Source organism: Citrobacter sp. LUTT5 (genome assembly GCF_009905315.1).
GTDB lineage: Bacteria > Pseudomonadota > Gammaproteobacteria > Enterobacterales > Enterobacteriaceae > Citrobacter > Citrobacter freundii.
The window spans coordinates 4,157,390-4,181,188 of sequence record NZ_CP047606.1; the positions used below are offsets into that span (position 1 = coordinate 4,157,390).

19 protein-coding genes are annotated in these 23,799 nt (G+C 53.1%); 12 read left to right on the top strand and 7 right to left on the bottom strand.

From position 1 onward, the window contains the following. Positions 1–31: 31 nt before the first annotated feature. Complete coding sequence (araC, locus tag GUC46_RS19985) at positions 32–877, bottom strand: arabinose operon transcriptional regulator AraC (protein ID WP_003018834.1); 846 nt, start codon at positions 875–877, stop codon at positions 32–34. A gap of 339 nt (positions 878–1,216) precedes the next feature. Between araC and araB the strand changes: the two genes are divergently transcribed. The 3 genes from araB to araD all read left to right on the top strand — a co-directional run bounded on the left by araB (position 1,217) and on the right by araD (position 5,232). Then, positions 1,217–2,926, top strand: coding sequence for a ribulokinase (araB, locus tag GUC46_RS19990; RefSeq protein ID WP_003837395.1), 1,710 nt, complete (start codon positions 1,217–1,219; stop codon positions 2,924–2,926). 10 nt (positions 2,927–2,936) lie between these two features. Beyond that, positions 2,937–4,439: an L-arabinose isomerase gene (araA, locus tag GUC46_RS19995; RefSeq protein ID WP_003837393.1), complete on the top strand. Its 1,503-nt coding sequence runs from the start codon at positions 2,937–2,939 to the stop codon at positions 4,437–4,439. Positions 4,440–4,536: 97 nt separating this feature from the next. Next, on the top strand, positions 4,537–5,232 hold the full coding sequence (gene araD, locus GUC46_RS20000; RefSeq protein ID WP_049002749.1) for an L-ribulose-5-phosphate 4-epimerase: 696 nt from the start codon (positions 4,537–4,539) through the stop codon (positions 5,230–5,232). A 40-nt stretch (positions 5,233–5,272) separates the two neighbouring features. Here araD and GUC46_RS20005 read toward each other — a convergent pair whose 3' ends face one another. Then, positions 5,273–5,656 (bottom strand): DUF4751 family protein, encoded by a 384-nt coding sequence (locus GUC46_RS20005; protein ID WP_130715183.1) that lies wholly within the window; start codon positions 5,654–5,656, stop codon positions 5,273–5,275. 596 nt (positions 5,657–6,252) lie between these two features. On the opposite strand from GUC46_RS20005, the gene polB reads away from it, so the two are divergent. The 3 genes from polB to rluA all read left to right on the top strand — a co-directional run bounded on the left by polB (position 6,253) and on the right by rluA (position 12,313). Continuing rightward, positions 6,253–8,604, top strand: a complete 2,352-nt coding sequence (gene polB / locus GUC46_RS20010; RefSeq protein ID WP_060855462.1) for a DNA polymerase II — start codon at positions 6,253–6,255, stop codon at positions 8,602–8,604. Between the two features lie 131 nt (positions 8,605–8,735). Then, positions 8,736–11,642: an RNA polymerase-associated protein RapA gene (gene rapA, locus GUC46_RS20015; protein WP_003837386.1), complete on the top strand. Its 2,907-nt coding sequence runs from the start codon at positions 8,736–8,738 to the stop codon at positions 11,640–11,642. Positions 11,643–11,653: 11 nt separating this feature from the next. Then, complete coding sequence (gene rluA, locus GUC46_RS20020) at positions 11,654–12,313, top strand: bifunctional tRNA pseudouridine(32) synthase/23S rRNA pseudouridine(746) synthase RluA (protein ID WP_003018849.1); 660 nt, start codon at positions 11,654–11,656, stop codon at positions 12,311–12,313. A 95-nt stretch (positions 12,314–12,408) separates the two neighbouring features. Here the strand turns inward: rluA and djlA are convergent, their stop codons facing one another. Then, positions 12,409–13,224, bottom strand: coding sequence for a co-chaperone DjlA (gene djlA, locus GUC46_RS20025; protein ID WP_003837382.1), 816 nt, complete (start codon positions 13,222–13,224; stop codon positions 12,409–12,411). A 255-nt stretch (positions 13,225–13,479) separates the two neighbouring features. Between djlA and lptD the strand changes: the two genes are divergently transcribed. Genes lptD through apaH form a run of 6 tightly spaced genes read left to right on the top strand, consistent with a single transcriptional unit; the run spans position 13,480 to position 20,222 of the window. Continuing rightward, positions 13,480–15,837 (top strand): LPS assembly protein LptD, encoded by a 2,358-nt coding sequence (lptD, locus tag GUC46_RS20030; protein ID WP_016149536.1) that lies wholly within the window; start codon positions 13,480–13,482, stop codon positions 15,835–15,837. A 53-nt stretch (positions 15,838–15,890) separates the two neighbouring features. Further along, positions 15,891–17,177, top strand: a complete 1,287-nt coding sequence (surA, locus tag GUC46_RS20035; RefSeq protein ID WP_032948500.1) for a peptidylprolyl isomerase SurA — start codon at positions 15,891–15,893, stop codon at positions 17,175–17,177. Next, positions 17,177–18,169, top strand: a complete 993-nt coding sequence (pdxA, locus tag GUC46_RS20040; RefSeq protein WP_003837378.1) for a 4-hydroxythreonine-4-phosphate dehydrogenase PdxA — start codon at positions 17,177–17,179, stop codon at positions 18,167–18,169. Before surA ends, pdxA begins: the two co-directional genes overlap by 1 nt. Further along, the gene (gene rsmA, locus GUC46_RS20045; RefSeq protein WP_003018865.1) at positions 18,162–18,983 is read left to right on the top strand and encodes a 16S rRNA (adenine(1518)-N(6)/adenine(1519)-N(6))-dimethyltransferase RsmA; all 822 of its coding nucleotides are present in this window, start codon (positions 18,162–18,164) and stop codon (positions 18,981–18,983) included. Before pdxA ends, rsmA begins: the two co-directional genes overlap by 8 nt. A 2-nt stretch (positions 18,984–18,985) precedes the next feature. Then, complete coding sequence (gene apaG, locus GUC46_RS20050) at positions 18,986–19,363, top strand: Co2+/Mg2+ efflux protein ApaG (RefSeq protein ID WP_003018867.1); 378 nt, start codon at positions 18,986–18,988, stop codon at positions 19,361–19,363. Positions 19,364–19,373: 10 nt separating this feature from the next. Beyond that, positions 19,374–20,222, top strand: a complete 849-nt coding sequence (apaH, locus tag GUC46_RS20055; protein WP_003845697.1) for a bis(5'-nucleosyl)-tetraphosphatase (symmetrical) ApaH — start codon at positions 19,374–19,376, stop codon at positions 20,220–20,222. Between the two features lie 96 nt (positions 20,223–20,318). Here the strand turns inward: apaH and folA are convergent, their stop codons facing one another. The 4 genes from folA to GUC46_RS20075 all read right to left on the bottom strand — a co-directional run bounded on the left by folA (position 20,319) and on the right by GUC46_RS20075 (position 23,719). Next, a complete protein-coding gene (gene folA, locus GUC46_RS20060) occupies positions 20,319–20,798 on the bottom strand; it encodes a type 3 dihydrofolate reductase (protein ID WP_003018873.1) in 480 nt (159 codons plus the stop codon). Between the two features lie 198 nt (positions 20,799–20,996). Further along, positions 20,997–22,859, bottom strand: coding sequence for a glutathione-regulated potassium-efflux system protein KefC (gene kefC / locus GUC46_RS20065; RefSeq protein WP_160180648.1), 1,863 nt, complete (start codon positions 22,857–22,859; stop codon positions 20,997–20,999). Further along, positions 22,852–23,382, bottom strand: a complete 531-nt coding sequence (kefF, locus tag GUC46_RS20070) for a glutathione-regulated potassium-efflux system oxidoreductase KefF (RefSeq protein ID WP_003018878.1) — start codon at positions 23,380–23,382, stop codon at positions 22,852–22,854. Before kefF ends, kefC begins: the two co-directional genes overlap by 8 nt. A gap of 103 nt (positions 23,383–23,485) precedes the next feature. Further along, on the bottom strand, positions 23,486–23,719 hold the full coding sequence (locus tag GUC46_RS20075) for a YgdI/YgdR family lipoprotein (RefSeq protein WP_003837373.1): 234 nt from the start codon (positions 23,717–23,719) through the stop codon (positions 23,486–23,488). Positions 23,720–23,799: the final 80 nt, after the last annotated feature.

Here is a 23,799-nt window from a genome sequence, read left to right on the forward strand (position 1 = left end):
AGTTGAATACTCCCAGCGCTACATAATAAATTTATTCACATCCAGCGCGAAACTCGCTCGGACTGGCGCCGGTACATTTTTTGAAAACACGAGAGAAATAGAGCTGGTCGTCAAAGCCAACATTGCGACCTACGGTGGCAATGGGCATACGTGTGGTACTCAGTAATAGCTTCGCCTGGCTGATGCGCTGGTCCTCGCGCCAGCTTAATACGCTGATACCTAACTGCTGACGGAACAGATGCGACAAACGGGAAGGCGACAGGCAGACGTGCTGCGCGACGCTGGCGATATCAAAATTGCTGTCCGCCAGGTGATCGCTGATGTACTGGCAGGCATCGCGGACGCGGTTGTCCATGGGCGGGTGTAGCGATTCATTGATGGCTTCCATACGTCGGAGCAACAACTGTTCCAGTAAATTAATCGCCAGCAGTTCAGAATAACGACCTTCTCCCTGCCCGGCGTTAATTATCTGCCCAAACAGCTCGTTAAAATGCGGCTGATGCGCTTCATCCGGGCGAAAAAAACCGGTCTGGGCAAAAATGGCTGGCCAGGTCAGCCACTCCTGCCAGTAGGCGCGCGGGCGAAAGTAAACCCACTGGTGATACCACTCGCTGGCGTCAGGGTGGCGTCCGTAGTGGTGAATTTCTCCTGGTGGAAACAACAGAATATCGCCAGGCCGGCAGACAAACTGCTTGCCCTGATTATTGATAACCCCTTCGCCACGGATGGTGAGATTGAGGATATAACCCTTCATACCCAGCGGCCTGTCGATAAAAAAATCCAGGTATCCGTTCGCCTCAATGGGGGTTAATCCGGCCACCAAATGCGCGTTAAACGAATAACCTGGCAACAGGGGATCGTTTTGCGTTTCAGCCATAATTTCAATACTCCCTATGTCCTGCCAAGAAACAATTTGTCCATATTACGCCAGACATCATCGCTGTCGCCCCTGCGGGCCGCTGTATTTGCGGTAATGGACCACCAATCCCGCTTGTGAAAAGCTCTTTGTAAAAAACATGTACTACGCCAACGTCAAAATCGGCTAACAAAAGTGTCTATAACTACGGCAGAAATGTCCACATTGATTATTTGCACAGCGTCACACTTTGTGATGCCACAGCATTTTAATCCATAAGATTAGCGGATCCTGCCTGACGGTTTTTATCGCTACTCACTACTGTTTATCCATACCCGTATTTTTGGATGGAGTAAGACGATGGCGATTGCAATTGGCCTCGATTTTGGTAGTGATTCAGTACGCGCTTTGGCGGTGGAATGTGCCACCGGCGAAGAGATCGCCACCAGCGTTGAGTGGTATCCACGTTGGCAGGAAGGGCAGTATTGCGATGGCCCAAACAACCAGTTTCGCCATCATCCGCGCGACTACATTGAATCCATGGAAGCGGCGCTGAAAACCGTATTGGCCGAACTGAGCGCTGAACAGCGCGCGGAAGTGGTCGGGATCGGCGTTGACAGTACCGGCTCAACCCCGGCGCCCATCGATGCAGACGGTAACGTACTGGCACTGCGTCCGGAGTTCGCGGAAAACCCGAATGCAATGTTTGTCCTGTGGAAAGATCACACCTCAGTAGAAGAAGCTGAAGAAATCACCCGCCTGTGCCACACACCGGGCAAGATCGATTACTCCCGCTATATCGGCGGCATTTATTCCAGCGAATGGTTCTGGGCCAAAATCCTGCATGTAACTCGTCAGGACCATGCGGTAGCCGAAGCTGCGGTCTCGTGGATTGAGCTATGCGATTGGGTTCCGGCCCTGCTCTCCAACACCGTACGCCCACAGGATATTCGTCGCGGTCGCTGCAGCGCCGGACATAAATCCCTGTGGCATGAAAGCTGGGGTGGTCTGCCGCCAGCCAGTTTCTTTGACGAACTCGACCCCATCCTCAACCGCCATCTGCAATACCCAATGTTTACCGATACCTTCACCGCGGATCTGCCGGTTGGCACCCTGTGCGCTGAGTGGGCACAGCGCCTGGGGCTACCGGAAAGCGTGGTGATTGCAGGCGGTGCTTTTGACTGCCATATGGGCGCGGTTGGCGCAGGCGCACAGCCTAACACGCTGGTGAAAGTCATCGGCACGTCGACCTGCGACATTCTGATTGCCGACAAACACAGCGTTGGCGAACGCGCGGTGAAAGGCATTTGCGGCCAGGTTGATGGCAGCGTGGTACCTAGTTTTATTGGCCTCGAAGCTGGCCAGTCTGCATTCGGTGATATCTATGCCTGGTTTAGCCGCGTGCTGAGCTGGCCTCTGGAACAGCTTGCCGCACAGCATCCGGAACTGCAGTCCCAGATTAAAGCCAGTCAAAAACAGCTGCTGCCTGCACTCACTGAAGCATGGGCGAAAAATCCATCACTGGAGCATCTCCCGGTGGTGCTCGACTGGTTCAACGGTCGCCGTACGCCCAATGCCAACCAGCGCTTGAAAGGGGTAATTACCGATCTGAACCTGGCAACTGACGCGCCAGCGCTGTTCGGTGGGCTGATTGCCGCCACGGCCTTTGGCGCACGCGCCATTATGGAATGCTTCACCGAACAAGGCATTGCGGTTAACAACGTAATGGCGCTTGGCGGTATCGCGCGCAAGAACCCGGTCATCATGCAGGCCTGCTGTGACGTGCTGAACCGCCCGCTACAGATTGTCGCTTCAGACCAGTGCTGCGCACTCGGTGCGGCTATCTTCGCTGCCGTTGCCGCGAAAGTACACGCGGATATCCCAGCCGCTCAGCAGCAAATGGCAAGCGCCGTGGAAAACACGCTGCAACCTCGCCCAGAGCAGGCTCAACGTTTTGAACAACTCTACCGCCGCTATCAGCAGTGGGCGGTAAGCGCTGAACAACAATACCTTCCGACTGCCGCTCCGGCGCAACAAGCCCCGGTAGACCTGGCAACCCTGACACATTAAGGACACGACAATGACGATTTTTGATAACTATGAAGTGTGGTTTGTGATTGGTAGCCAGCATCTGTATGGCCCTGAAACCCTGCGTCAGGTAACCCAACATGCGGAGCACGTCGTTAACGCACTGAATACTGAAGCCAAACTGCCCTGTAAGCTGGTATTAAAGCCGCTGGGAACTTCCCCTGACGAGATTACCGCTATCTGTCGTGACGCTAACTACGACGATCGCTGTGCAGGGATTGTGGTCTGGCTGCATACCTTCTCCCCGGCCAAAATGTGGATCAACGGCCTGACTATCCTTAATAAACCGCTACTTCAGTTCCACACCCAGTTCAACGCCGCCCTGCCGTGGGACAGCATTGATATGGACTTTATGAACCTGAACCAAACCGCGCACGGCGGTCGTGAGTTCGGCTTTATCGGCGCACGTATGCGTCAGCAGCACGCCGTGGTCACCGGTCACTGGCAGGACAAACAGGCACACGAACGCATCGGCTCCTGGATGCGCCAGGCCGTGTCCAAACAGGACACTCGCCATCTGAAAGTCTGCCGTTTTGGCGACAACATGCGCGAAGTTGCGGTCACAGATGGCGATAAAGTCGCTGCGCAGATCAAGTTCGGTTTCTCGGTAAACACCTGGGCCGTGGGCGATCTGGTGCAGGTCGTGAACGCAATTAGCGACGGCGAAATCAACGCGCTAATCGATGAGTATGAAAGCACTTACACCATGACGGCGGCGACGCAAGTCCACGGTGAAAAACGTCAGAACGTCCTGGAAGCTGCCCGTATTGAACTGGGGATGAAGCGCTTCCTGGAACAGGGTGGATTCCACGCCTTCACCACCACATTTGAAGATTTACACGGCCTGAAACAGCTTCCGGGTCTGGCCGTACAGCGTCTGATGCAGCAAGGCTATGGCTTTGCGGGTGAAGGCGACTGGAAAACCGCCGCTCTGCTTCGCATCATGAAGGTGATGTCAACCGGTCTGCAGGGCGGCACCTCATTTATGGAGGATTACACCTACCACTTCGAGAAAGGCAACGATCTGGTACTCGGTTCGCACATGCTGGAAGTTTGCCCGTCCATCGCGGTGGAAGAGAAACCGATCCTCGACGTACAGCACCTCGGCATTGGTGGTAAAGACGATCCCGCCCGTCTGATCTTCAACACCAAAGCCGGCCCGGCCGTGGTTGCCAGCCTGATCGATCTCGGCGATCGTTTTCGCCTGCTGGTTAACTGCATCGACACGGTACAAACACCGCACTCCCTGCCGAAACTGCCTGTAGCTAACGCGCTGTGGAAAGCTCAACCGGATCTGCCAACCGCATCTGAAGCATGGATCCTGGCCGGTGGCGCGCACCACACCGTGTTCAGCCACGCGCTGGATCTGAACGATATGCGCCAGTTCGCTGAAATGCACGATATCGAGATCGCTGTGATCGATAACGATACCCGCCTGCCGGCCTTTAAGGACGCGCTGCGCTGGAACGAAGTGTATTACGGGTTCAAACGTTAATTGTCGAAACGGATTGCCCGGTGGCATTTCATTTACCGGGCCTACAAATCACCGTAGGCCGGATAAGCGAAGCGCCATCCGGCATTCAGGAGTTAACATGCTAGAAGATCTTAAACGTCAGGTACTGGAAGCCAATCTGGCGTTGCCTAAGCACAATCTGGTCACCCTGACCTGGGGGAACGTCAGCGCCGTCGATCGCGAGCGCGACGTGTTTGTGATTAAACCTTCCGGGGTCGATTACAGCGTAATGACCGCAGACGATATGGTGGTAGTCAGTATCGCCACGGGTGAAGTAGTCGAAGGCCAGAAGAAGCCCTCTTCCGACACCCCAACGCACCGACTGCTGTATCAGGCATTCCCGACCATTGGCGGTATTGTTCATACCCACTCGCGTCACGCGACAATCTGGGCGCAGGCGGGTCAGTCGATTCCGGCCACGGGTACCACCCATGCGGACTATTTCTACGGTTCGATTCCCTGCACACGGAAAATGACCGACGAAGAAATCAACGGCGAATATGAATGGGAAACCGGCAATGTGATCGTTGAAACCTTTGAGAAACAAGGTATTGACGCCTCGCAGATGCCTGGCGTGCTAGTGCACTCTCACGGTCCGTTTGCCTGGGGAAAAAATGCCGAAGATGCAGTGCATAACGCCATCGTGCTGGAAGAAGTCGCCTACATGGGGATCTTCTGTCGCCAGCTCGCGCCGCAATTGCCAGATATGCAACAAACCCTGCTAGATAAGCATTACCTGCGTAAACACGGTGCTAAAGCCTACTACGGGCAGTAACCTTTATATAAGCGCGTTTTGATCGTCGCGCGCTTTATTTCTACTCGGCTATATATTCAGCAAAAGCACTTTGATAAACACAGTTATTAGAAGAAACATACTCAATCACATTGTCATAATTCCCATGAGTTTCCTCTCCTTCCAGTGAATGGAAGAAAATATAATCTGTTATCGTTGACTGCCATTTCTGCCCACACAACAAATAATTAATTACCGTATCACGATGACCATTTCTTCTGTCATGCCCCTGCCAGTGAAAAAAAACGTTTCCACTTTCAATTATTTCAGTCCGCCAAATTTGTCCGGTCCATGTTTTGTACTCAATATATTTGCTCACAGTTTTAATTAATGGGTTTGATAGCTGAGTATTAACAAATAGATAGTGCTGGTATCCAGGCAAAATTGCCTGAGTATAAACATTCATAAAAACTCCATCTCATCACTTTCCCGGATATGTATTAAGAAGCACCCGAACAGTAAGCTGAAAATAAATTATATCCCGAGATAAAAACCAAATTCTACAGAGAGATTCCCGACGAATTCGAACTGAAAATCCGTTTCTATTCGGCAATAAATACGATTAAATATATATTATATTTCAAACTCATATCCGGATACTTCGAATAAAATCTTTACATCAACCATTAATAAACACAAATAAAAAAAGTAACTTTTCCTGAATCCGAGAAAGATGTAGCAAAAATAAATAAGCACAAATCCGAAAAACAGCAAACATCCGATAATGGACTTTATAATATCAATTCAATACATAACCCAGATGGACAATCGCCATTTAAAACAACAGCCACACCAATAAAATAGTTCACTGCAACTCGTCTTAGGCACGATATTCATATATTAAATACGAAGATAACCCAGGCTGACACAACACATTTTTTACTCAGAGACGCTTTTTACTCCAGCGGGTACCGCGTCTTACGCCGAATAACTGTACAAAATAACAGTACAATCATGTAAACCAGGCTATAATAGTGTCTGGCTTTTTGACGGATACACAGCGTGGCGCAGGCAGGCTTTATTCTAACCCGACACTGGCGGGACACTCCGCAGGGAACTGAGGTCTCATTCTGGCTGGCTACAGACGATGGGCCGCTGCAGGTCACGCTTGCGCCTCAGGAGTCAGTCGCGTTTATTCCCACCAGTCAGGTTCCTCGCGTCACGTCATTATTACGTACTGAAAACGGCTATCGCCTGACGCCTCTTCAGTTGCAAGACTTCCACCGCCAGCCCGTTTCCGGCCTGTATTGCCGCTCACATCGCCAGCTTATGCGGCTGGAAAAACTGCTGCGCGAAAACGCAGTCACCGTCTACGAAGCTGACGTACGGCCGCCGGAGCGGTATCTGATGGAGCGCTTTATCACCTCCCCTGTTTGGGTCGAAGGCGACAGACATGACGAAATGCTGGTTAATGCCCGCCTGAAGCCGAACCCTGACTATCGACCACCGCTAAAATGGGTATCGCTGGATATCGAAACCACGCGCCACGGCGAACTCTACTGCATCGGTCTTGAGGGCTGTGGGCAGCGTATTGTCTATATGCTCGGCCCGGCAAACGGTGACGCCTCTGCGCTGGATTTTGAACTTGAGTACGTTGCAAGCCGCCCGCAGTTGTTGGAAAAGCTCAATGACTGGATTGCCCGTCACGATCCTGATGTGATAATCGGCTGGAACGTCGTGCAATTCGATTTACGCGTCCTGCAAAAGCACGCCGAACGTTACCGCATTCCCCTGCGTTTTGGTCGTGACAATAGCGAGCTGGAGTGGCGCGAGCATGGCTTCAAAAACGGCGTGTTCTTCGCGCAGGCTAAAGGTCGCCTGATTATCGACGGCATTGAGGCGCTCAAATCCGCATTCTGGAATTTCTCGTCATTTTCGCTGGAGACGGTGTCGCAGGAGCTACTGGGCGAAGGGAAGTCAATTGATAATCCCTGGGACAGGATGGACGAAATCGATCGCCGGTTTGCCCAGGATAAGCCCGCGCTCGCCACCTACAATCTCAAAGACTGTGAGTTGGTCACGCGTATTTTTCATAAAACCGAGATCATGCCATTTCTGCTGGAACGATCGACGGTCAACGGTCTGCCGGTCGACCGGCACGGTGGTTCAGTTGCCGCCTTCGGACATCTCTACCTGCCACGAATGCACCGGGCGGGTTATGTGGCACCGAACCTGGGTGAAGTCCCCGCGCACGCCAGCCCCGGTGGCTACGTGATGGACTCGCGCCCCGGCTTATACGACTCGGTACTGGTGCTGGATTACAAAAGCCTGTACCCCTCAATAATTCGTACTTTTTTAATCGATCCGGTGGGGCTTATCGAAGGAATGGCGCAGCCGGATCCGGAGCACAGCACCGAAGGGTTCCTTGACGCCTGGTTCTCACGTGAAAAGCACTGCCTGCCGGAAATCGTGACCCGGATCTGGCATGGTCGCGATGAAGCAAAACGCCGCGGCAATAAGCCGCTCTCGCAGGCGCTGAAAATCATCATGAACGCATTTTACGGCGTGCTGGGAACCACCGCCTGTCGCTTTTTCGACCCGAGACTGGCCTCGTCCATTACCATGCGCGGTCATGCGATCATGCGCCAGACCAAAGCACTGATTGAAGCTCAGGGCTACGACGTTATCTATGGCGATACCGACTCGACCTTTGTCTGGCTGAAAAAGGCGCACTCAGAAGACGATGCCGCCCGGATTGGCCGTGAGCTGGTGAGCTATGTCAACGACTGGTGGGCGCAGTCGCTGAAGCAACAAAACCTGACCAGTGCGCTGGAGCTGGAATTTGAAACCCATTTTTGTCGCTTTCTGATGCCGACCATTCGCGGTGCAGATACCGGCAGTAAAAAACGCTATGCAGGGATGATTCAGGACGGCGCTGAGCAACGTATGGTGTTTAAGGGACTTGAAACGGTACGAACCGACTGGACGCCGCTGGCCCAACAGTTTCAGCAGGAGCTATACCTGCGAATTTTTCGTAACGAACCTTATCAGGAGTTTGTTCGCGAGACTATTGACCGTCTGATGGCCGGTGAAATGGATGAACAACTGGTGTACCGCAAGCGCCTGCGCCGCCCGTTAAGCGAATACCAGCGAAATGTTCCACCACACGTGCGTGCCGCGCGCCTCGCCGATGAGCAGAATGTAAAGCTGGGGCGTCCACCGCAGTATCAAAATCGCGGAACCATAAAATATGTCTGGACGGTCAATGGCCCAGAACCTGTTGATTATCAGCTATCTGTGCTCGATTACGAGCATTATCTGACACGCCAGATCCAACCCGTTGCCGAGGGAATTCTTCCCTTTATTGACGATAATTTTGCTACACTACTCACAGGGCAACTGGGGTTATTTTGACGCGTGACGAAACCGTCGCCATCCAGTACCATAGCGCCCTTTCCATTCCTGGACCCCAATACACTTGCTGCCACTTTACTCTGGCAGAGGGTGAGTATTGCCTGCAACTAAAGATATAGAGCCGAACATATATGCCTTTTACACTTGGTCAACGCTGGATCAGCGATACAGAAAGCGAATTGGGACTTGGTACCGTTGTCGCCATGGATGCGCGAACCGTCACATTACTTTTCTCATCGACGGGCGAAAACCGTCTGTATGCGCGCAGTGATTCCCCCGTGACCCGCGTGATGTTCAATCCAGGCGATACGATAACAAGCCATGAAGGCTGGCAACTGCATGTCGATGAAGTAAAAGAAGAAAACGGCCTGCTTGCCTATATCGGAACCCGCCTGGATACCGAAGAAACCGGTGTCATGCTGCGTGAAGTACTACTCGACAGCAAACTGGTATTCAGCAAACCACAAGATCGCCTGTTTGCCGGCCAGATTGACCGCATGGATCGCTTTGCTCTGCGCTATCGCGCGCGTAAATTTCAGAGCGAACAATACCGTATGCCGTGGAGTGGTTTGCGTGGTCAACGTACCAGCCTGATTCCTCACCAGCTGAACATTGCCCATGATGTTGGCCGTCGTCATGCCCCTCGCGTTTTACTGGCAGACGAAGTGGGTTTAGGTAAAACCATTGAAGCCGGTATGATCCTGCATCAACAGCTGCTGTCAGGCGCCGCAGAGCGCGTGCTGATCATCGTGCCGGAGACATTACAGCACCAGTGGCTGGTCGAAATGCTGCGTCGCTTCAACCTGCGTTTTGCACTGTTTGATGATGAGCGTTATGCAGAAGCGCAGCACGACGCCTACAACCCGTTTGAAACCGAACAACTGGTCATCTGCTCGCTGGACTTTGCCCGTCGCAGTAAACAGCGCCTGGAGCATCTGTGTGACGCCGAATGGGATCTGCTGATCGTCGATGAAGCGCATCACCTGGTGTGGAGCGAAGACGCGCCCAGCCGCGAATATATGGCCATTGAACAACTGGCAGAACGTGTGCCGGGCATCCTGCTGCTAACCGCTACACCGGAGCAACTGGGCATGGAAAGTCACTTTGCTCGTCTGCGCCTGCTGGACCCCAGCCGTTTCCACGATTTCGCCCAGTTTGTTGAAGAGCAAAAAAATTATCGTCCGGTCGCCGACGCCGTCGCTATGTTACTGGCAGGCAACAAGCTGAGTAATAGTGAGCTGAACATGTTAGGCGACATGATTGGCGAGCAGGACATTGAACCGCTATTGCAGGCGGCAAACAGCGACAGCGAAGATGCCCAGAGCGCGCGTCAGGAGCTGGTTTCGATGCTGATGGACCGCCATGGCACCAGCCGCGTGCTGTTCCGTAACACCCGTAATGGTGTGAAAGGCTTCCCAAAACGCGAGCTGCACACCATCAAGCTGCCGCTGCCGACCCAATACCAGACGGCGATTAAAGTCTCCGGCATTATGGGTGCGCGTAAAAGCGCGGAAGACCGGGCGCGCGATATGCTCTACCCGGAACAGATTTATCAGGAATTCGAAGGCGATACCGGCACCTGGTGGAACTTTGACCCGCGCGTGGAATGGCTAATGGGCTATCTGACCAGCCACCGCTCGCAAAAAGTATTAGTTATCTGTGCAAAAGCCACCACCGCGCTTCAACTGGAGCAGGTCCTGCGCGAGCGAGAAGGTATCCGCGCTGCCGTGTTCCATGAAGGGATGTCGATCATTGAGCGTGACCGCGCCGCAGCCTGGTTTAGCGAAGAAGATAGCGGCGCTCAGGTAATGCTGTGTTCTGAAATCGGCTCCGAAGGGCGTAACTTCCAGTTCGCCAGCAATCTGGTGATGTTTGACCTGCCGTTCAACCCGGACCTGCTGGAACAGCGTATTGGCCGTCTGGACCGTATTGGTCAGGCACATGATATTCAGATCCACGTCCCGTACCTGGAAAAAACCGCGCAATCTGTCCTGGTGCGCTGGTACCACGAAGGTCTGGATGCGTTCGAACACACCTGCCCGACCGGCCGTACCATCTACGACACGGTCTATAACAATCTGATCGGCTACCTGGCTGAACCAGAAAATACCGATGGCTTTGACGATCTGATCAAAACCTGTCGCGAACAACATGACGCGCTGAAAGCTCAGCTGGAGCAAGGTCGCGATCGTCTGCTGGAGATCCATTCTAACGGCGGTGAAAAAGCGCTGGCACTGGCTGAGAGTATTGAAGAACAGGACGATGATACCAGCCTGATCGCCTTCGCCATGAACCTGTTTGATATCGTTGGTATTAATCAGGATGACCGTGGTGACAATTTGATCGTGCTGACACCGTCCGATCATATGCTGGTGCCAGATTTCCCTGGATTGCCGGAAGATGGCTGCACCATTACGTTTGAGCGTGATGTCGCTCTGTCGCGTGAAGACGCTCAGTTTATTACCTGGGAGCATCCGTTAATTCGTAATGGTCTGGATCTTATCCTCTCTGGCGACACCGGCAGCAGCACCATTTCGTTGTTGAAAAACAAAGCATTACCGGTCGGAACGCTGTTGGTTGAGCTGGTGTATGTGGTTGAAGCGCAAGCGCCGAAACAGCTGCAGCTGAACCGCTTCCTGCCGCCAACGCCGGTACGTATGCTGCTGGATAAAAACGGCAATAACCTCGCTGCACAGGTTGAGTTCGAAACCTTTAACCGTCAGCTCAGCGCCGTTAACCGCCACACCGGCAGTAAACTGGTCAACGCCGTGCAGCAGGACGTACATGCTATTCTGCAACTCGGTGAAGCACAGGTGGAAAAATCAGCCCGCGCGCTGATCGACGCGGCGCGTAAAGAAGCGGACGAAAAACTGACTGCGGAACTCTCCCGTCTGGAAGCGCTGCGTGCCGTTAACCCGAACATCCGTGATGACGAACTCAGCGCAATTGAAAGCAACCGTCAGCAGGTGATGGAAAGCCTGGATCAGGCGGGCTGGCGTCTGGATGCCCTGCGCCTGATCGTCGTGACGCATCAGTAACGGAGCCATACATGGGGATGGAAAACTACAATCCGCCGCAGGAACCCTGGTTGGTCATCCTGTATCAGGATGAGCACATTATGGTGGTCAACAAGCCGAGCGGTTTATTGTCTGTGCCGGGTCGTCTGGATGAGCACAAAGACAGCGTGATGACGCGTATCCAGCGCGATTATCCGCAGGCTGAATCCGTCCATCGTCTGGATATGGCCACCAGCGGCGTGATTGTAGTCGCGCTAACCAAAGCGGCAGAGCGCGAGCTAAAACGCCAGTTTCGCGAGCGCGAACCGAAAAAACAGTATGTGGCACGCGTCTGGGGGCATCCCGCTCCGGCCGAGGGTCTGGTTGATTTACCGCTGATTTGCGACTGGCCGAACAGGCCAAAACAAAAAGTGTGTTATGAGACCGGGAAATCAGCGCAGACAGAGTATGAGGTGGTGGAATTCGCGGCGGATAACACCGCCCGGGTCGTGCTTAAACCGATTACCGGACGCTCCCACCAGCTGCGTGTGCATATGCTGGCGTTAGGGCATCCAATCCTCGGCGATCGCTTCTATGCTCCGCCTGAAGCGCTGGCGTTGGCACCCCGCCTGCTGCTGCACGCCGAGATGCTAACCATCACGCATCCCGAATACGGCAACAGTATGACGTTTAAAGTCCCGGCGGATTTTTAAATTCTGAGCCAATTTATGCCGGGGGCGCTTCGCTTGCCCGGCCTACATTCATTACCGTAGGCCGGATAAAGCGCTAGCCGCATCCGGCATAATTATTATTTAAAGCCTTTTTGTTCTTTGATTAACTCGTAAGCCTTCTGGATTTCCTGCGCTTTTTGCTTCGCCATTTCCATCATCTCTGGCGGCAGACCTTTCGCGACCAGTTTGTCCGGATGGTGCTCGCTCATCAGCTTACGGTAAGCGCGCTTTATGGTAGTCGCATCATCGGTCGTTTTAACACCCAGCACATTACAGGCGTCTTCCAGCGTCGGGCCGCGTTGCGCCTGCTGCCAGCTACCGCCGCCAGACTGCTGCTGATATCCGCCGCCAAACTGTGCGCCGCCCTGCATCATGCGCAGGAACTGATCAAATTGGGTACGTGAGATCCCCAACTCTTCAGCAATCACATACAGCACTTCACGTTCGTTAGGATGTAACGACCCATCGGCAAATGCCGCCTGGATTTGAATTTCCAGAAACATGCGGATCAGATCGAATCGACCGAAACAGACGCTGCGAAACTGACGCATCTTTTCACGTAATGGATAATTATCCGATTTTCCTACCCGGAAGGCGTGTTGTGCAGCCGTTCGCGAATCACCGTGCAAATTCATCCGATCCATCAACTGGCTGGCGATATGAATATCGGCTTCCGTGACGCGACCTTTGGATTTGGTCAGATGTCCCATCACCTCAAAAGTGGTGGCAAAAAACAGCGCCTGGCGTTCACGTTGGTTGGCAAACCACGCCATTTTGCGCATGCGGGCTTTGTCGAACATGTGGCCAACTAACAGCCCCAGAACGACACCCCAGAAGCCGCCACCCATCATTAAGGCCACGGCTACACCAATTATCTTTCCCCAATACTGCATAGACTCCCCAAATCTTTATGCTCTCAGCCAGGCTATGTCCCACAATATAAGGTGCTTTTACCGATTTACGGCTGCGGTCAATTGTGGGACATCGCCTATAATTTGCATTATCATACCTGTCATTCAATGCCGTGCCTAACACCACGGATGCCTAAATGGGCAGGATTAACACTAGCGCAGTGAAGATGAGATAAGTTAGGCTGTGACCGTTTGTCACGCGCGACGCTACTGATGATGGAACAATAAATACAACGTATGAAAAAACGTATTCCCACTCTTCTGGCCACCATGATTGCCAGTGCCCTCTATAGCCATCAGGGCCTGGCAGCCGATCTCGCCTCACAGTGTATGCTGGGCGTGCCGAGCTATGACCGTCCTCTGGTACAGGGCGAGACTAATGAATTACCCGTCACCATCAATGCCGACAACGCTAAAGGGAATTATCCCGATGACGCGGTATTTACCGGCAACGTGGACATCGCACAGGGTAACAGCCGCCTGCAGGCCGACGAAGTACAGCTTCATCAGAAGCAGGCTGAAGGCCAGCCGGAGCCAATACGTACCGTCGATGCGCTGGGCAATGTCCATTATGATGACAATCAGGTTATTCTGAAGGGGCCGAAGGGCTGGTCGAATCTGAATACCAAAGATACCAACATCTGGGAAGGTGATTACCAGATGGTGGGCCGTCAGGGACGCGGGAAAGCCGATCTGATGAAACAGCGTGGCGAAAACCGTTATACCATTCTGGAAAACGGTAGCTTTACCTCCTGTCTGCCAGGTTCCGATACCTGGAGCGTTGTCGGTAGCGAAGTGATCCACGACCGTGAAGAACAGGTCGCAGAGATCTGGAACGCCCGTTTTAAACTGGGTCCGGTTCCGGTCTTTTATAGTCCTTATTTACAGTTACCCGTCGGCGATAAGCGCCGTTCCGGTTTCCTGATCCCGAACGCAAAATATTCCACTAATAACTATTTTGAGTTCTACCTGCCATATTACTGGAACATTGCGCCCAACATGGACGCCACCATCACGCCACATTATATGCACCGTCGTGGCGGGATCATGTGGGAGAACGAATTCCGCTACCTGACGCAAGCAGGTGCGGGCCTGATGGAGTTCGACTATCTGAACTCCGATAAAGTGTATGAGGACGAACATCCGAAGGATGACAATTCACGTCGCTGGCTGTTTTACTGGCAACACTCTGGGGTGATGGACCAGGTGTGGCGTTTCAACGTTGACTATACCAAGGTCAGCGACACCAGCTACTTTAATGATTTCGATAACAAATACGGTTCCAGTACCGACGGCTACGCCACGCAAAAATTCAGCGTCGGCTACGCGGTACAGAACTTTGATGCCACAGTTTCGACCAAGCAGTTCCAGGTCTTCGACGCGCAAAACAGTAACAGCTACTCTGCGCAGCCGCAGTTAGATGTCAACTACTACCAGAATGACGTTGGTCCGTTTGATACCCGTATTTATGGTCAGGCGGTGCACTTCGTTAACACCAACGACAACATGCCGGAAGCGACGCGCGTTCACCTTGAACCGACCATCAATCTGCCATTGTCGAACAACTGGGGAAGTATCAATACTGAAGCAAAACTGCTGGCAACGCACTATCAGCAGACTAATCTGGATTGGTACAACAGCAACCCGCAGAACACCAAGCTCGATGATTCAGCTAACCGCGTCATGCCGCAGTTTAAAGTTGACGGCAAGATGGTGTTCGAGCGTGACATGCAAATGCTGGCGCCGGGTTATACCCAGACGCTTGAGCCGCGCGCGCAGTACCTGTACGTACCGTATCGCGACCAAAGTCATATCTATAACTATGACTCGTCCCTGCTGCAATCTGACTATAGCGGCCTGTTCCGTGACCGTACCTATGGCGGTCTGGACCGCATTGCCTCCGCCAACCAGGTCACGACTGGGGTCACATCTCGCGTTTATGATGACGCAGCCGTTGAACGTTTTAATATATCCGTGGGTCAAATCTACTATTTCACCGAGTCTCGCACCGGCGATGACAACATTAAATGGGAGAATGACGACAAAACGGGCTCACTGGTATGGGCGGGCGATACCTACTGGCGCATCTCCGATCGCTGGGGTTTACGCAGTGGGATCCAGTACGATACCCGTCTGGACAGCGTTGCAACCAGTAGCAGCAGTATCGAATACCGTCGCGACGAAAACCGTATGCTGCAGTTGAACTACCGTTATGCCAGCTCGGAGTATATCCAGGCTACTCTGCCGTCTTACTACTCTACGGCAGAGCAGTATAAAAACGGGATCTCACAGGTGGGCGCAGTGGCAAGCTTCCCAATCGCCGACCGTTGGTCGATTGTTGGCGCTTACTACTTCGATACCAACGTGAACAAAGAAGCAGATTCAATGCTGGGGCTGCAGTACAACTCCTGCTGTTACGCTATTCGCTTCGGTTACGAACGTAAGCTGAACGGCTGGGATAACACCCAGAAACACGCGATTTATGACAACACGATCGGCTTTAATATCGAACTGCGCGGCCTGAGCTCCAACTACGGTCTCGGCACCAACCAAATGTTGCGTTCAAACATTTTGCCGTATCAAAGCTCTTTATGATCTGATTGATTTACAACGTAATCCGCATCGCGGTTAATTGAAATGGAAAAAGTATGAAGAACTGGAAAACGCTGCTTCTCGGTATCGCCATGATCGCGAATACCAGTTTCGCTGCCCCACAGGTAGTCGATAAAGTCGCAGCCGTCGTCAATAACGGCGTCGTTCTCGAAAGCGACGTCGATGGCTTAATGCAGTCAGTAAAACTTAATGCGGGTCAGGCTGGTCAGCAGTTACCGGACGACGCCACGCTGCGTCATCAGATCCTGGAACGTTTGATCATGGATCAAATCCTCCTGCAAATGGGTCAGAAGATGGGTGTTAAAATCTCTGACGAGCAGTTGGACCAGGCTATTGCCAACATCGCCAAGCAGAACAACATGACGCTGGATCAGATGCGCAGTCGTCTGGCACAGGATGGTTTAAGCTATTCGACCTATCGTAGCCAGATCCGCAAAGAGATGACCATCTCTGAAGTGCGTAACAACGAAGTTCGCCGTCGCGTTACTATCCTGCCTCAGGAAGTGGATGCCCTGGCGCAACAGGTAGGCAACCAAAACGATGCCAGCACCGAACTGAACCTGAGCCACATTCTGATCCCATTACCGGAAAACCCAACTTCCGAGCAGGTTAACGCGGCTGAAAGCCAGGCGCGCTCTGTTGTTGATGAAGCGCGTAACGGTAGTGATTTCGGCAAACTGGCTATTACTTATTCCGCTGACCAGCAGGCGCTGAAAGGCGGCCAGATGGGTTGGGGACGTATTCAGGAGCTGCCGGGTATCTTCGCCCAGGCGTTAAGCACTGCGAAAAAAGGCGATATCATCGGCCCAATTCGTTCAGGTGTCGGCTTCCACATCCTGAAAGTCAATGATATGCGTGGCCAAAGCCAGAGCATCTCCGTGACTGAAGTTCACGCCCGCCATATTCTGCTTAAGCCGTCGCCGATCATGACCGATCAGCAGGCGCGTCTGAAGCTGGAACAAATCGCGGCAGATATTAAGAGCGGTAAAACTACCTTCGCAGCAGCCGCTAAAGAGTTTTCTCAGGATCCAGGCTCTGCCAACCAGGGCGGCGATCTGGGTTGGGCTGCAGCGGATATTTTCGACCCAGCTTTCCGCGATGCGCTGACCAAACTTCATAAAGGCCAGATGAGCGCCCCGGTGCACTCCTCTTTCGGTTGGCATCTGATCGAACTGCTGGACACGCGTAACGTTGATAAAACTGACGCGGCGCAGAAAGACAGAGCTTACCGTATGCTGATGAACCGTAAATTCTCGGAAGAAGCAGCAACCTGGATGCAGGAACAGCGCGCCAGCGCTTACGTTAAAGTTCTGAGCAACTAATGGCTCGTACTCAACGCGTTGTTATCACTCCCGGCGAACCCGCCGGGATTGGCCCGGACCTGGTGGTTCAGCTCGCCCAGCGCGATTGGCCTGTAGAACTCGTTGTCTGTGCGGATGCAGGACTTCTCAGTGACCGGGCAGCGATGCTCGGTTTACCGCTTTCACTCCTCCCCTACTCTCCAGATACCCCAGCCAGACCGCAATCAGCAGGCACATTGACGCTGTTACCGGTTGCGCTGCGGGCACCTGCTGTCGCGGGTCAGTTGGCGGTAGAAAACGGGCAATATGTAGTGGATACGCTGGCTCGCGCCTGCGATGGTTGTCTGCAAGGTGAGTTTGCGGCGTTGATCACCGGTCCGGTTCACAAGGGCGTAATCAATGACGCAGGCGTTCCGTTTACCGGGCATACCGAGTTTTTTGAAGAGCGCTCACAGGCAAAGAAAGTTGTTATGATGCTGGCGACCGAAGAGCTGCGCGTTGCCCTGGCAACCACGCATTTGCCGCTCAGAGCCGTTGCCGACGCCATCACGCCCGCCCTGCTCCAGGAAGTGATCGGCATTTTGCATCATGATTTACGCACTAAGTTCGGCATTGCCGATCCACATATTCTGGTGTGCGGTCTTAACCCGCATGCTGGTGAAGGCGGTCATATGGGAACGGAAGAGATAGACACCCTCATTCCGGTACTCGATGAACTGCGTGCGCAGGGGATGAAATTAAACGGCCCGCTGCCCGCAGATACGCTTTTTCAGCCCAAATATCTCGACCACGCGGATGCCGTGCTGGCAATGTACCACGATCAGGGTCTCCCCGTGCTAAAATACCAGGGATTTGGTCGCGGTGTGAATATCACGCTGGGCCTGCCCTTTATTCGCACATCCGTCGATCACGGCACCGCACTTGAACTCGCGGGCCATGGACAAGCAGATGTCGGCAGTTTTATTACGGCGCTTAATCTCGCCATCAAAATGATTGTTAATACCAATGAATAATCGAGTCCATCAGGGCCATTTAGCCCGTAAACGTTTCGGGCAGAACTTCCTCAACGATCAGTTTGTGATCGAAAGTATTGTCTCTGCTATCAACCCGCAGAAAGGTCAGGCTATGGTCGAAATCGGCCCAGGCCTGGCGGCATTGACCGAACCAGTAGGCGAACGTCTGGACAAGCTCACGGTCATTGAACTGGACCGCGATCTGGCAGCACGCTTACAGACACACCCGTTTTTAGGGCCTAAGCTGACGATTTATCAGCAAGATGCCATGACCATGAACTTCGGCGAACTGGCACAAACGATGGGACAGCCGCTGCGTGTATTCGGCAACCTGCCGTACAACATCTCCACGCCACTCATGTTCCATCTTTTTTCCTATACTGATGCCATTGCCGACATGCATTTCATGTTGCAAAAAGAGGTGGTCAATCGTCTGGTTGCAGGGCCAAACAGTAAAGCGTATGGTCGATTAAGCGTCATGGCGCAGTATTACTGCAATGTGATCCCGGTACTTGAAGTACCGCCTTCCGCATTTACGCCAGCGCCTAAAGTTGATTCAGCTGTTGTGCGTCTGGTCCCTCATGCGACGATGCCGTACCCGGTTAAAGATGTTCGTGTGCTGAGCCGTATTACCACCGAAGCGTTTAATCAGCGCCGTAAAACGGTACGTAACAGTCTCGGCAACCTATTTAGCGTTGAAGTACTGACAGAGCTGGGCGTTGATCCGGCGATGCGAGCGGAAAATATCTCTGTCGCGCAATACTGCCGGATGGCTAACTATCTGTCAGAAAACGCGCCATCGAAGGAGAGTTAAACATGATCAATTCGCCCCGAGTGTGCATTCAGGTACAAAGCGTCTACATTGAGGCGCAATCCTCACCTGATGATGAACGTTACGTTTTTGCTTACACCGTAACTATCCGCAATTTGGGGCGAGCGCCTGTGCAGCTGTTGGGGCGTTATTGGTTAATCACTAATGGTCATGGCCGCGAAACAGAAGTCCAGGGTGAAGGCGTGGTTGGCGTCCAGCCCCATATCGAACCCGGCGAAGAGTACCAGTACACCAGCGGTGCGGTGATTGAAACGCCGCTGGGCACCATGCAGGGTCACTACGAAATGATCGATGAACAAGGCATCGCCTTTACCATCGACATTCCCGTATTCCGACTCGCCGTTCCAACACTCATTCATTAAAACAATAACTATGGCGACATACCTTATTGGCGACGTTCACGGTTGTTACGATGAACTGGTAGCCTTGCTGCATCAGGTAGAATTTAATTCCAAAAAAGATACCCTATGGCTCACCGGCGATCTGGTCGCTCGTGGGCCGGGCTCGCTGGACGTTTTGCGCTACGTGAAATCACTGGGCGACAGCGTGCGGTTAGTATTGGGTAATCACGATTTACACCTGCTGGCCGTATTTGCTGGTATCAGTCGTAATAAACCTAAAGACAGGGTCACATCGCTGCTCGAAGCACCGGATGCCGACGAATTACTTAACTGGCTCCGCCGTCAACCGCTGTTGCAGGTAGACGAAGAGAAGAAGCTGGTGATGGCACATGCCGGTATCACCCCACAGTGGGACCTGCAGACGGCAAAAGACTGTGCTCGCGATGTTGAAGCCGTGTTGTCTAGCGACTCATATCCCTTCTTCCTTGATGCGATGTACGGCGACATGCCCAATAACTGGACCCCGGAACTGACCGGGCTGGCACGCCTGCGTTTTATTACCAACGCCTTTACCCGCATGCGTTACTGCTTCCCGAACGGTCAACTGGATATGTACAGCAAAGAGTCACCAGAAGACGCGCCTGCCCCGCTGAAGCCATGGTTTGCCATTCCTGGACCTGTCAGTGAAGCGTACAGCATTGCATTCGGGCACTGGGCATCGCTGGAAGGCAAAGGCACACCAGAAGGTATTTACGCGCTGGATACGGGGTGTTGCTGGGGAGGCGATCTCACCTGTCTGCGCTGGGAAGACAAACAGTACTTTGTGCAGCCATCAAATCGCCATCTGAATCTGGATCCTGGCGAAGCGGTCAACGCCTGAGAGATTTATGCCTGATGGCGCTACGCTTATCAGGCCTACATCTGGCACAAGAGTAGGCCGGATAAGACGTTTCGCCGCCATCCGGCACTTACAGGATTAACGACGCTCCAGAATCTCGAAGCAGTAGCTGTGAGAGTTTTGCGCGTCGGCATCGTGGAATTCACTGAACACCGACTCCCAGTCATCCGGTTCGTAGTCCGGGAAATGCGTATCCCCTTCGACTTCAGCATCAATGTGCGTCAGATACAGCTTCTGCGCTTTTGGCAGGAACTGCTCATACACGCGCCCACCGCCAATCACCATAATCTCTGGTTCATCACCGCAGGCCGCAATGGCTTCATCAACAGACTTCACCCACTGCACACGATCGTCAGTGCCAGGCTTGCTGCTGATGACGATATTTTTACGCCCAGGTAACGGTCGCCCGATGGATTCCCAGGTGTGGCGTCCCATGACAACCGGCTTGTTTAAGGTATTACGTTTAAACCAGGCGAGATCGGCAGGGAGGTTCCACGGCATGGCGTTCTCCATACCGATGACGCGATCTACCGCTAACGCCGCAATCAGACTGATCATTGAATATTTCCCGGATACAAAAAAATTGTCGCCACTATACGGAAAGCGCAATCTTTCGTCGACTGGCGGAAAGAGGATGAACAGGAAAATTTTCCGTTCTGCTGGCGAACCGACCTATTTAAGGTGGTACGCCAGCATTACAGTAGTTCAAAAACAGCCAATTAGCAGTAAAGTTTGCAGAACATCACATTTTTTACCCTATGCTGACGGTTTCACTTCCGGCTCATCGGCGACGTCGCCCGTATGCTTACCTTCATCCGTGCCTTGCCAGCCATGGCGTTGAATTAACGATAAGTGCTGACGATCTTCCGCAATAATTTCACTCAGCATTGCGCTGGTGCGTTTATAAACGGCCGCGCGGGAAGTCGCGTCATTTTCCCCTTTCACCATCTCCTCTACCATCATGGTATTGAATCGGCGGAATACGTCCGCCCGCTCACGTGCCTCATAGCGCCCAAGCCCGAGACCCTCCAACGCCAGACGTCCGGTCTTCAGTGCACCTTCAAAGGTTTCGCGTTCCGGCATATCCACACCCGCCTGGCGCAGGCGGATGTAATGATCCACATCGCGCGCACGAGCAATAATTTGCAGATGCGGGAAATGCTCTTTCACCATTTCGGTTAACTGCAGGCTGGTTTGCGGATCGTCAATGGCATTAATAATGACTTCAGCTTTCGCCGCCCCGGCAGACTCCAGCAGATCCATCCGGGTCGCATCGCCATAGAAAACCTTCATCCCGAATTTACGCAGCGTTTCGATATGGTCCGGGTCATGATCAAGAACCACCATTTTGACCCCACTCGACAACAACAGACGACCGGTTATCTGGCCAAATCGCCCAAATCCAGCGATGATCACCCGCAGTTGCTCCTCATCGATTTCATCGGCTTCCCGCTCTTCCGAAGTCGCCGATTTTTCCAGACGCGTCAAAATCACCAGCAAAATCGGCGTAGCCGCCATCGACAACGCCACCGCCAGCGTCAGCGATTTCGCCCAGTCAGGATCGAGCACATTTGCCATTTGCGCCGCGCCAAACACCACAAAGGCAAACTCACTGCCCTGCCCTAACAATACGGCAAACCAGCGACGCTGCTTGTTCGGCACCTGCAACGGTTTCGCTATCAACCACAGCATGACGGTTTTGATAACCAGGAAACCGACCAGCAAAATGATAATGCGCAAGGGATTATCAATCAGCGTACCAAAGTCGATAGACATCCCCACGCCAATGAAAAACAGTCCCAGCAGCAATCCTTTAAATGGCTCAATGTCGCTTTCCAGCGCGTGGCGATACTCAGAGCTCGCCAGCAGCACCCCGGCCAGGAAGGCCCCCATCGCCATCGACAGACCAACCTCTTCCAGGAGCAGACCGAAGCCAAACACGAGGAACAGCGCAACGGCACTGAATACTTCCCGCAGGCCCGAACGCGCAACAAAACGCAAGGCCGGACGTGTGACATAACGCCCCAATACCACCACCAATACCAGTGCGCCCGCTACCTTCAGGGCTGACAATGCAAACGCCCCAAGCGTAGTCGATGCGCCGCTCGCCGCCAGTAACGGGATCATCGCCACCAATGGAATAGCGGCGATATCCTGGAACAGCAGCACGGCAAACGCGCTGCGGCCCATTTGCGAAACCATCAAGTTGCGTTCATTCATTGCCTGCATAGCGATAGCCGTTGAGGAAAGCGCCAGCGTCATGCCGATCAGTTCCGCTACCTGCCAGCGCAGGCCAAGGAACATACAGAACAAACCAATTAAGCCGCCGCAAACCACCATCTGGAGCGCACCGCCGCCGAACACCGATGCCCGCAATTTCCACAAACGTTGCGGATCCAGCTCCAGACCGATGACAAACAGCATCAGTACCACACCGATCTCCGCAAAATGCAGGATGGATTCGGCGTCCGTCACCAGCCTCAGCCCCCAGGGTCCGATAATGCATCCGGCGATGAGATACCCCAGTACCGACCCTAATCCCAGCCGTACGGCGATGGGTACAATCAGCGCCGCCGATCCGAGATAAATCAGCGCCTGTATCAGCGTATGGCTATCCATGGTGTGCCTCCTGCCATTCCATCAGACGCTGTTTGTAGTGACGCGCCTGCGCTTGCAGCGTTTCATCATCACAGATAAACGTACAGTGCATCGCAAACGGCGGCAGCCATTTGAGGCCGCAATAGAGCGCTGTTGCCTGTAAAGGCTGAGAAAGCACATCAAATCCGGGATGGGAGCCAATATCGAAGTGGTTTTCACCGCCGCCGGTCGTCACCGCCCACAGCAGTTGTTTACCGTGCAGCGCAGTACCGCCATGGCCATACGCCCAGCCGTGCGAAAGGACTTTATCCATCCACAGCTTGAGTAATGGAGGTGTGCTGTACCACTGCATCGGATGCTGCCATATGATCAAATCAGCGCGCGCCAGCGCATCCTGTTCAGCGGCAATATCGATATTGAAGTCGGGGTAGAGCTGGTAGAGCGAGCGTATCTCCACGCCCTCCAGCGTCCTTGCCTGTTCAAGCATCCGCTTATTCGCATGCGAATGCTGCGGATAAGGATGCGCATAAATGATGAGAATCATGATTAGCCTGTGTCACTGCATTATTGTAATAACAGTGAGTTTAGTCACTTAATCCACAGGCTAACAGTCAATATTATTGAGTGGCTGAATGGAGAAAACTGAACTAGTTGTCCAGTTCGCTCATATCCTTAACCTGATCGCGGTTAATCTGTTCCGTCTTACCCGTCTGGGCATTTTTGTACGACACCAGACCAGTATCATCATCAACCTGCGGTTTGCCGTCAGTGACGATTGTTTTGCCATCGGTGGTTTTAACCGCCTGGTTTGAGGAACAACCGACCACGGTAAACAGTGCTGCTGCGGTAAAAATTGAGGTGATCAGGATATGTTTTTGCATGGTGTTCTCCCTGCTTTTCAGTTGTTTTCAGTGATATACCCAGTTAACTGTAGGCTAACTGACTGAGTTGCAGGGAAAAT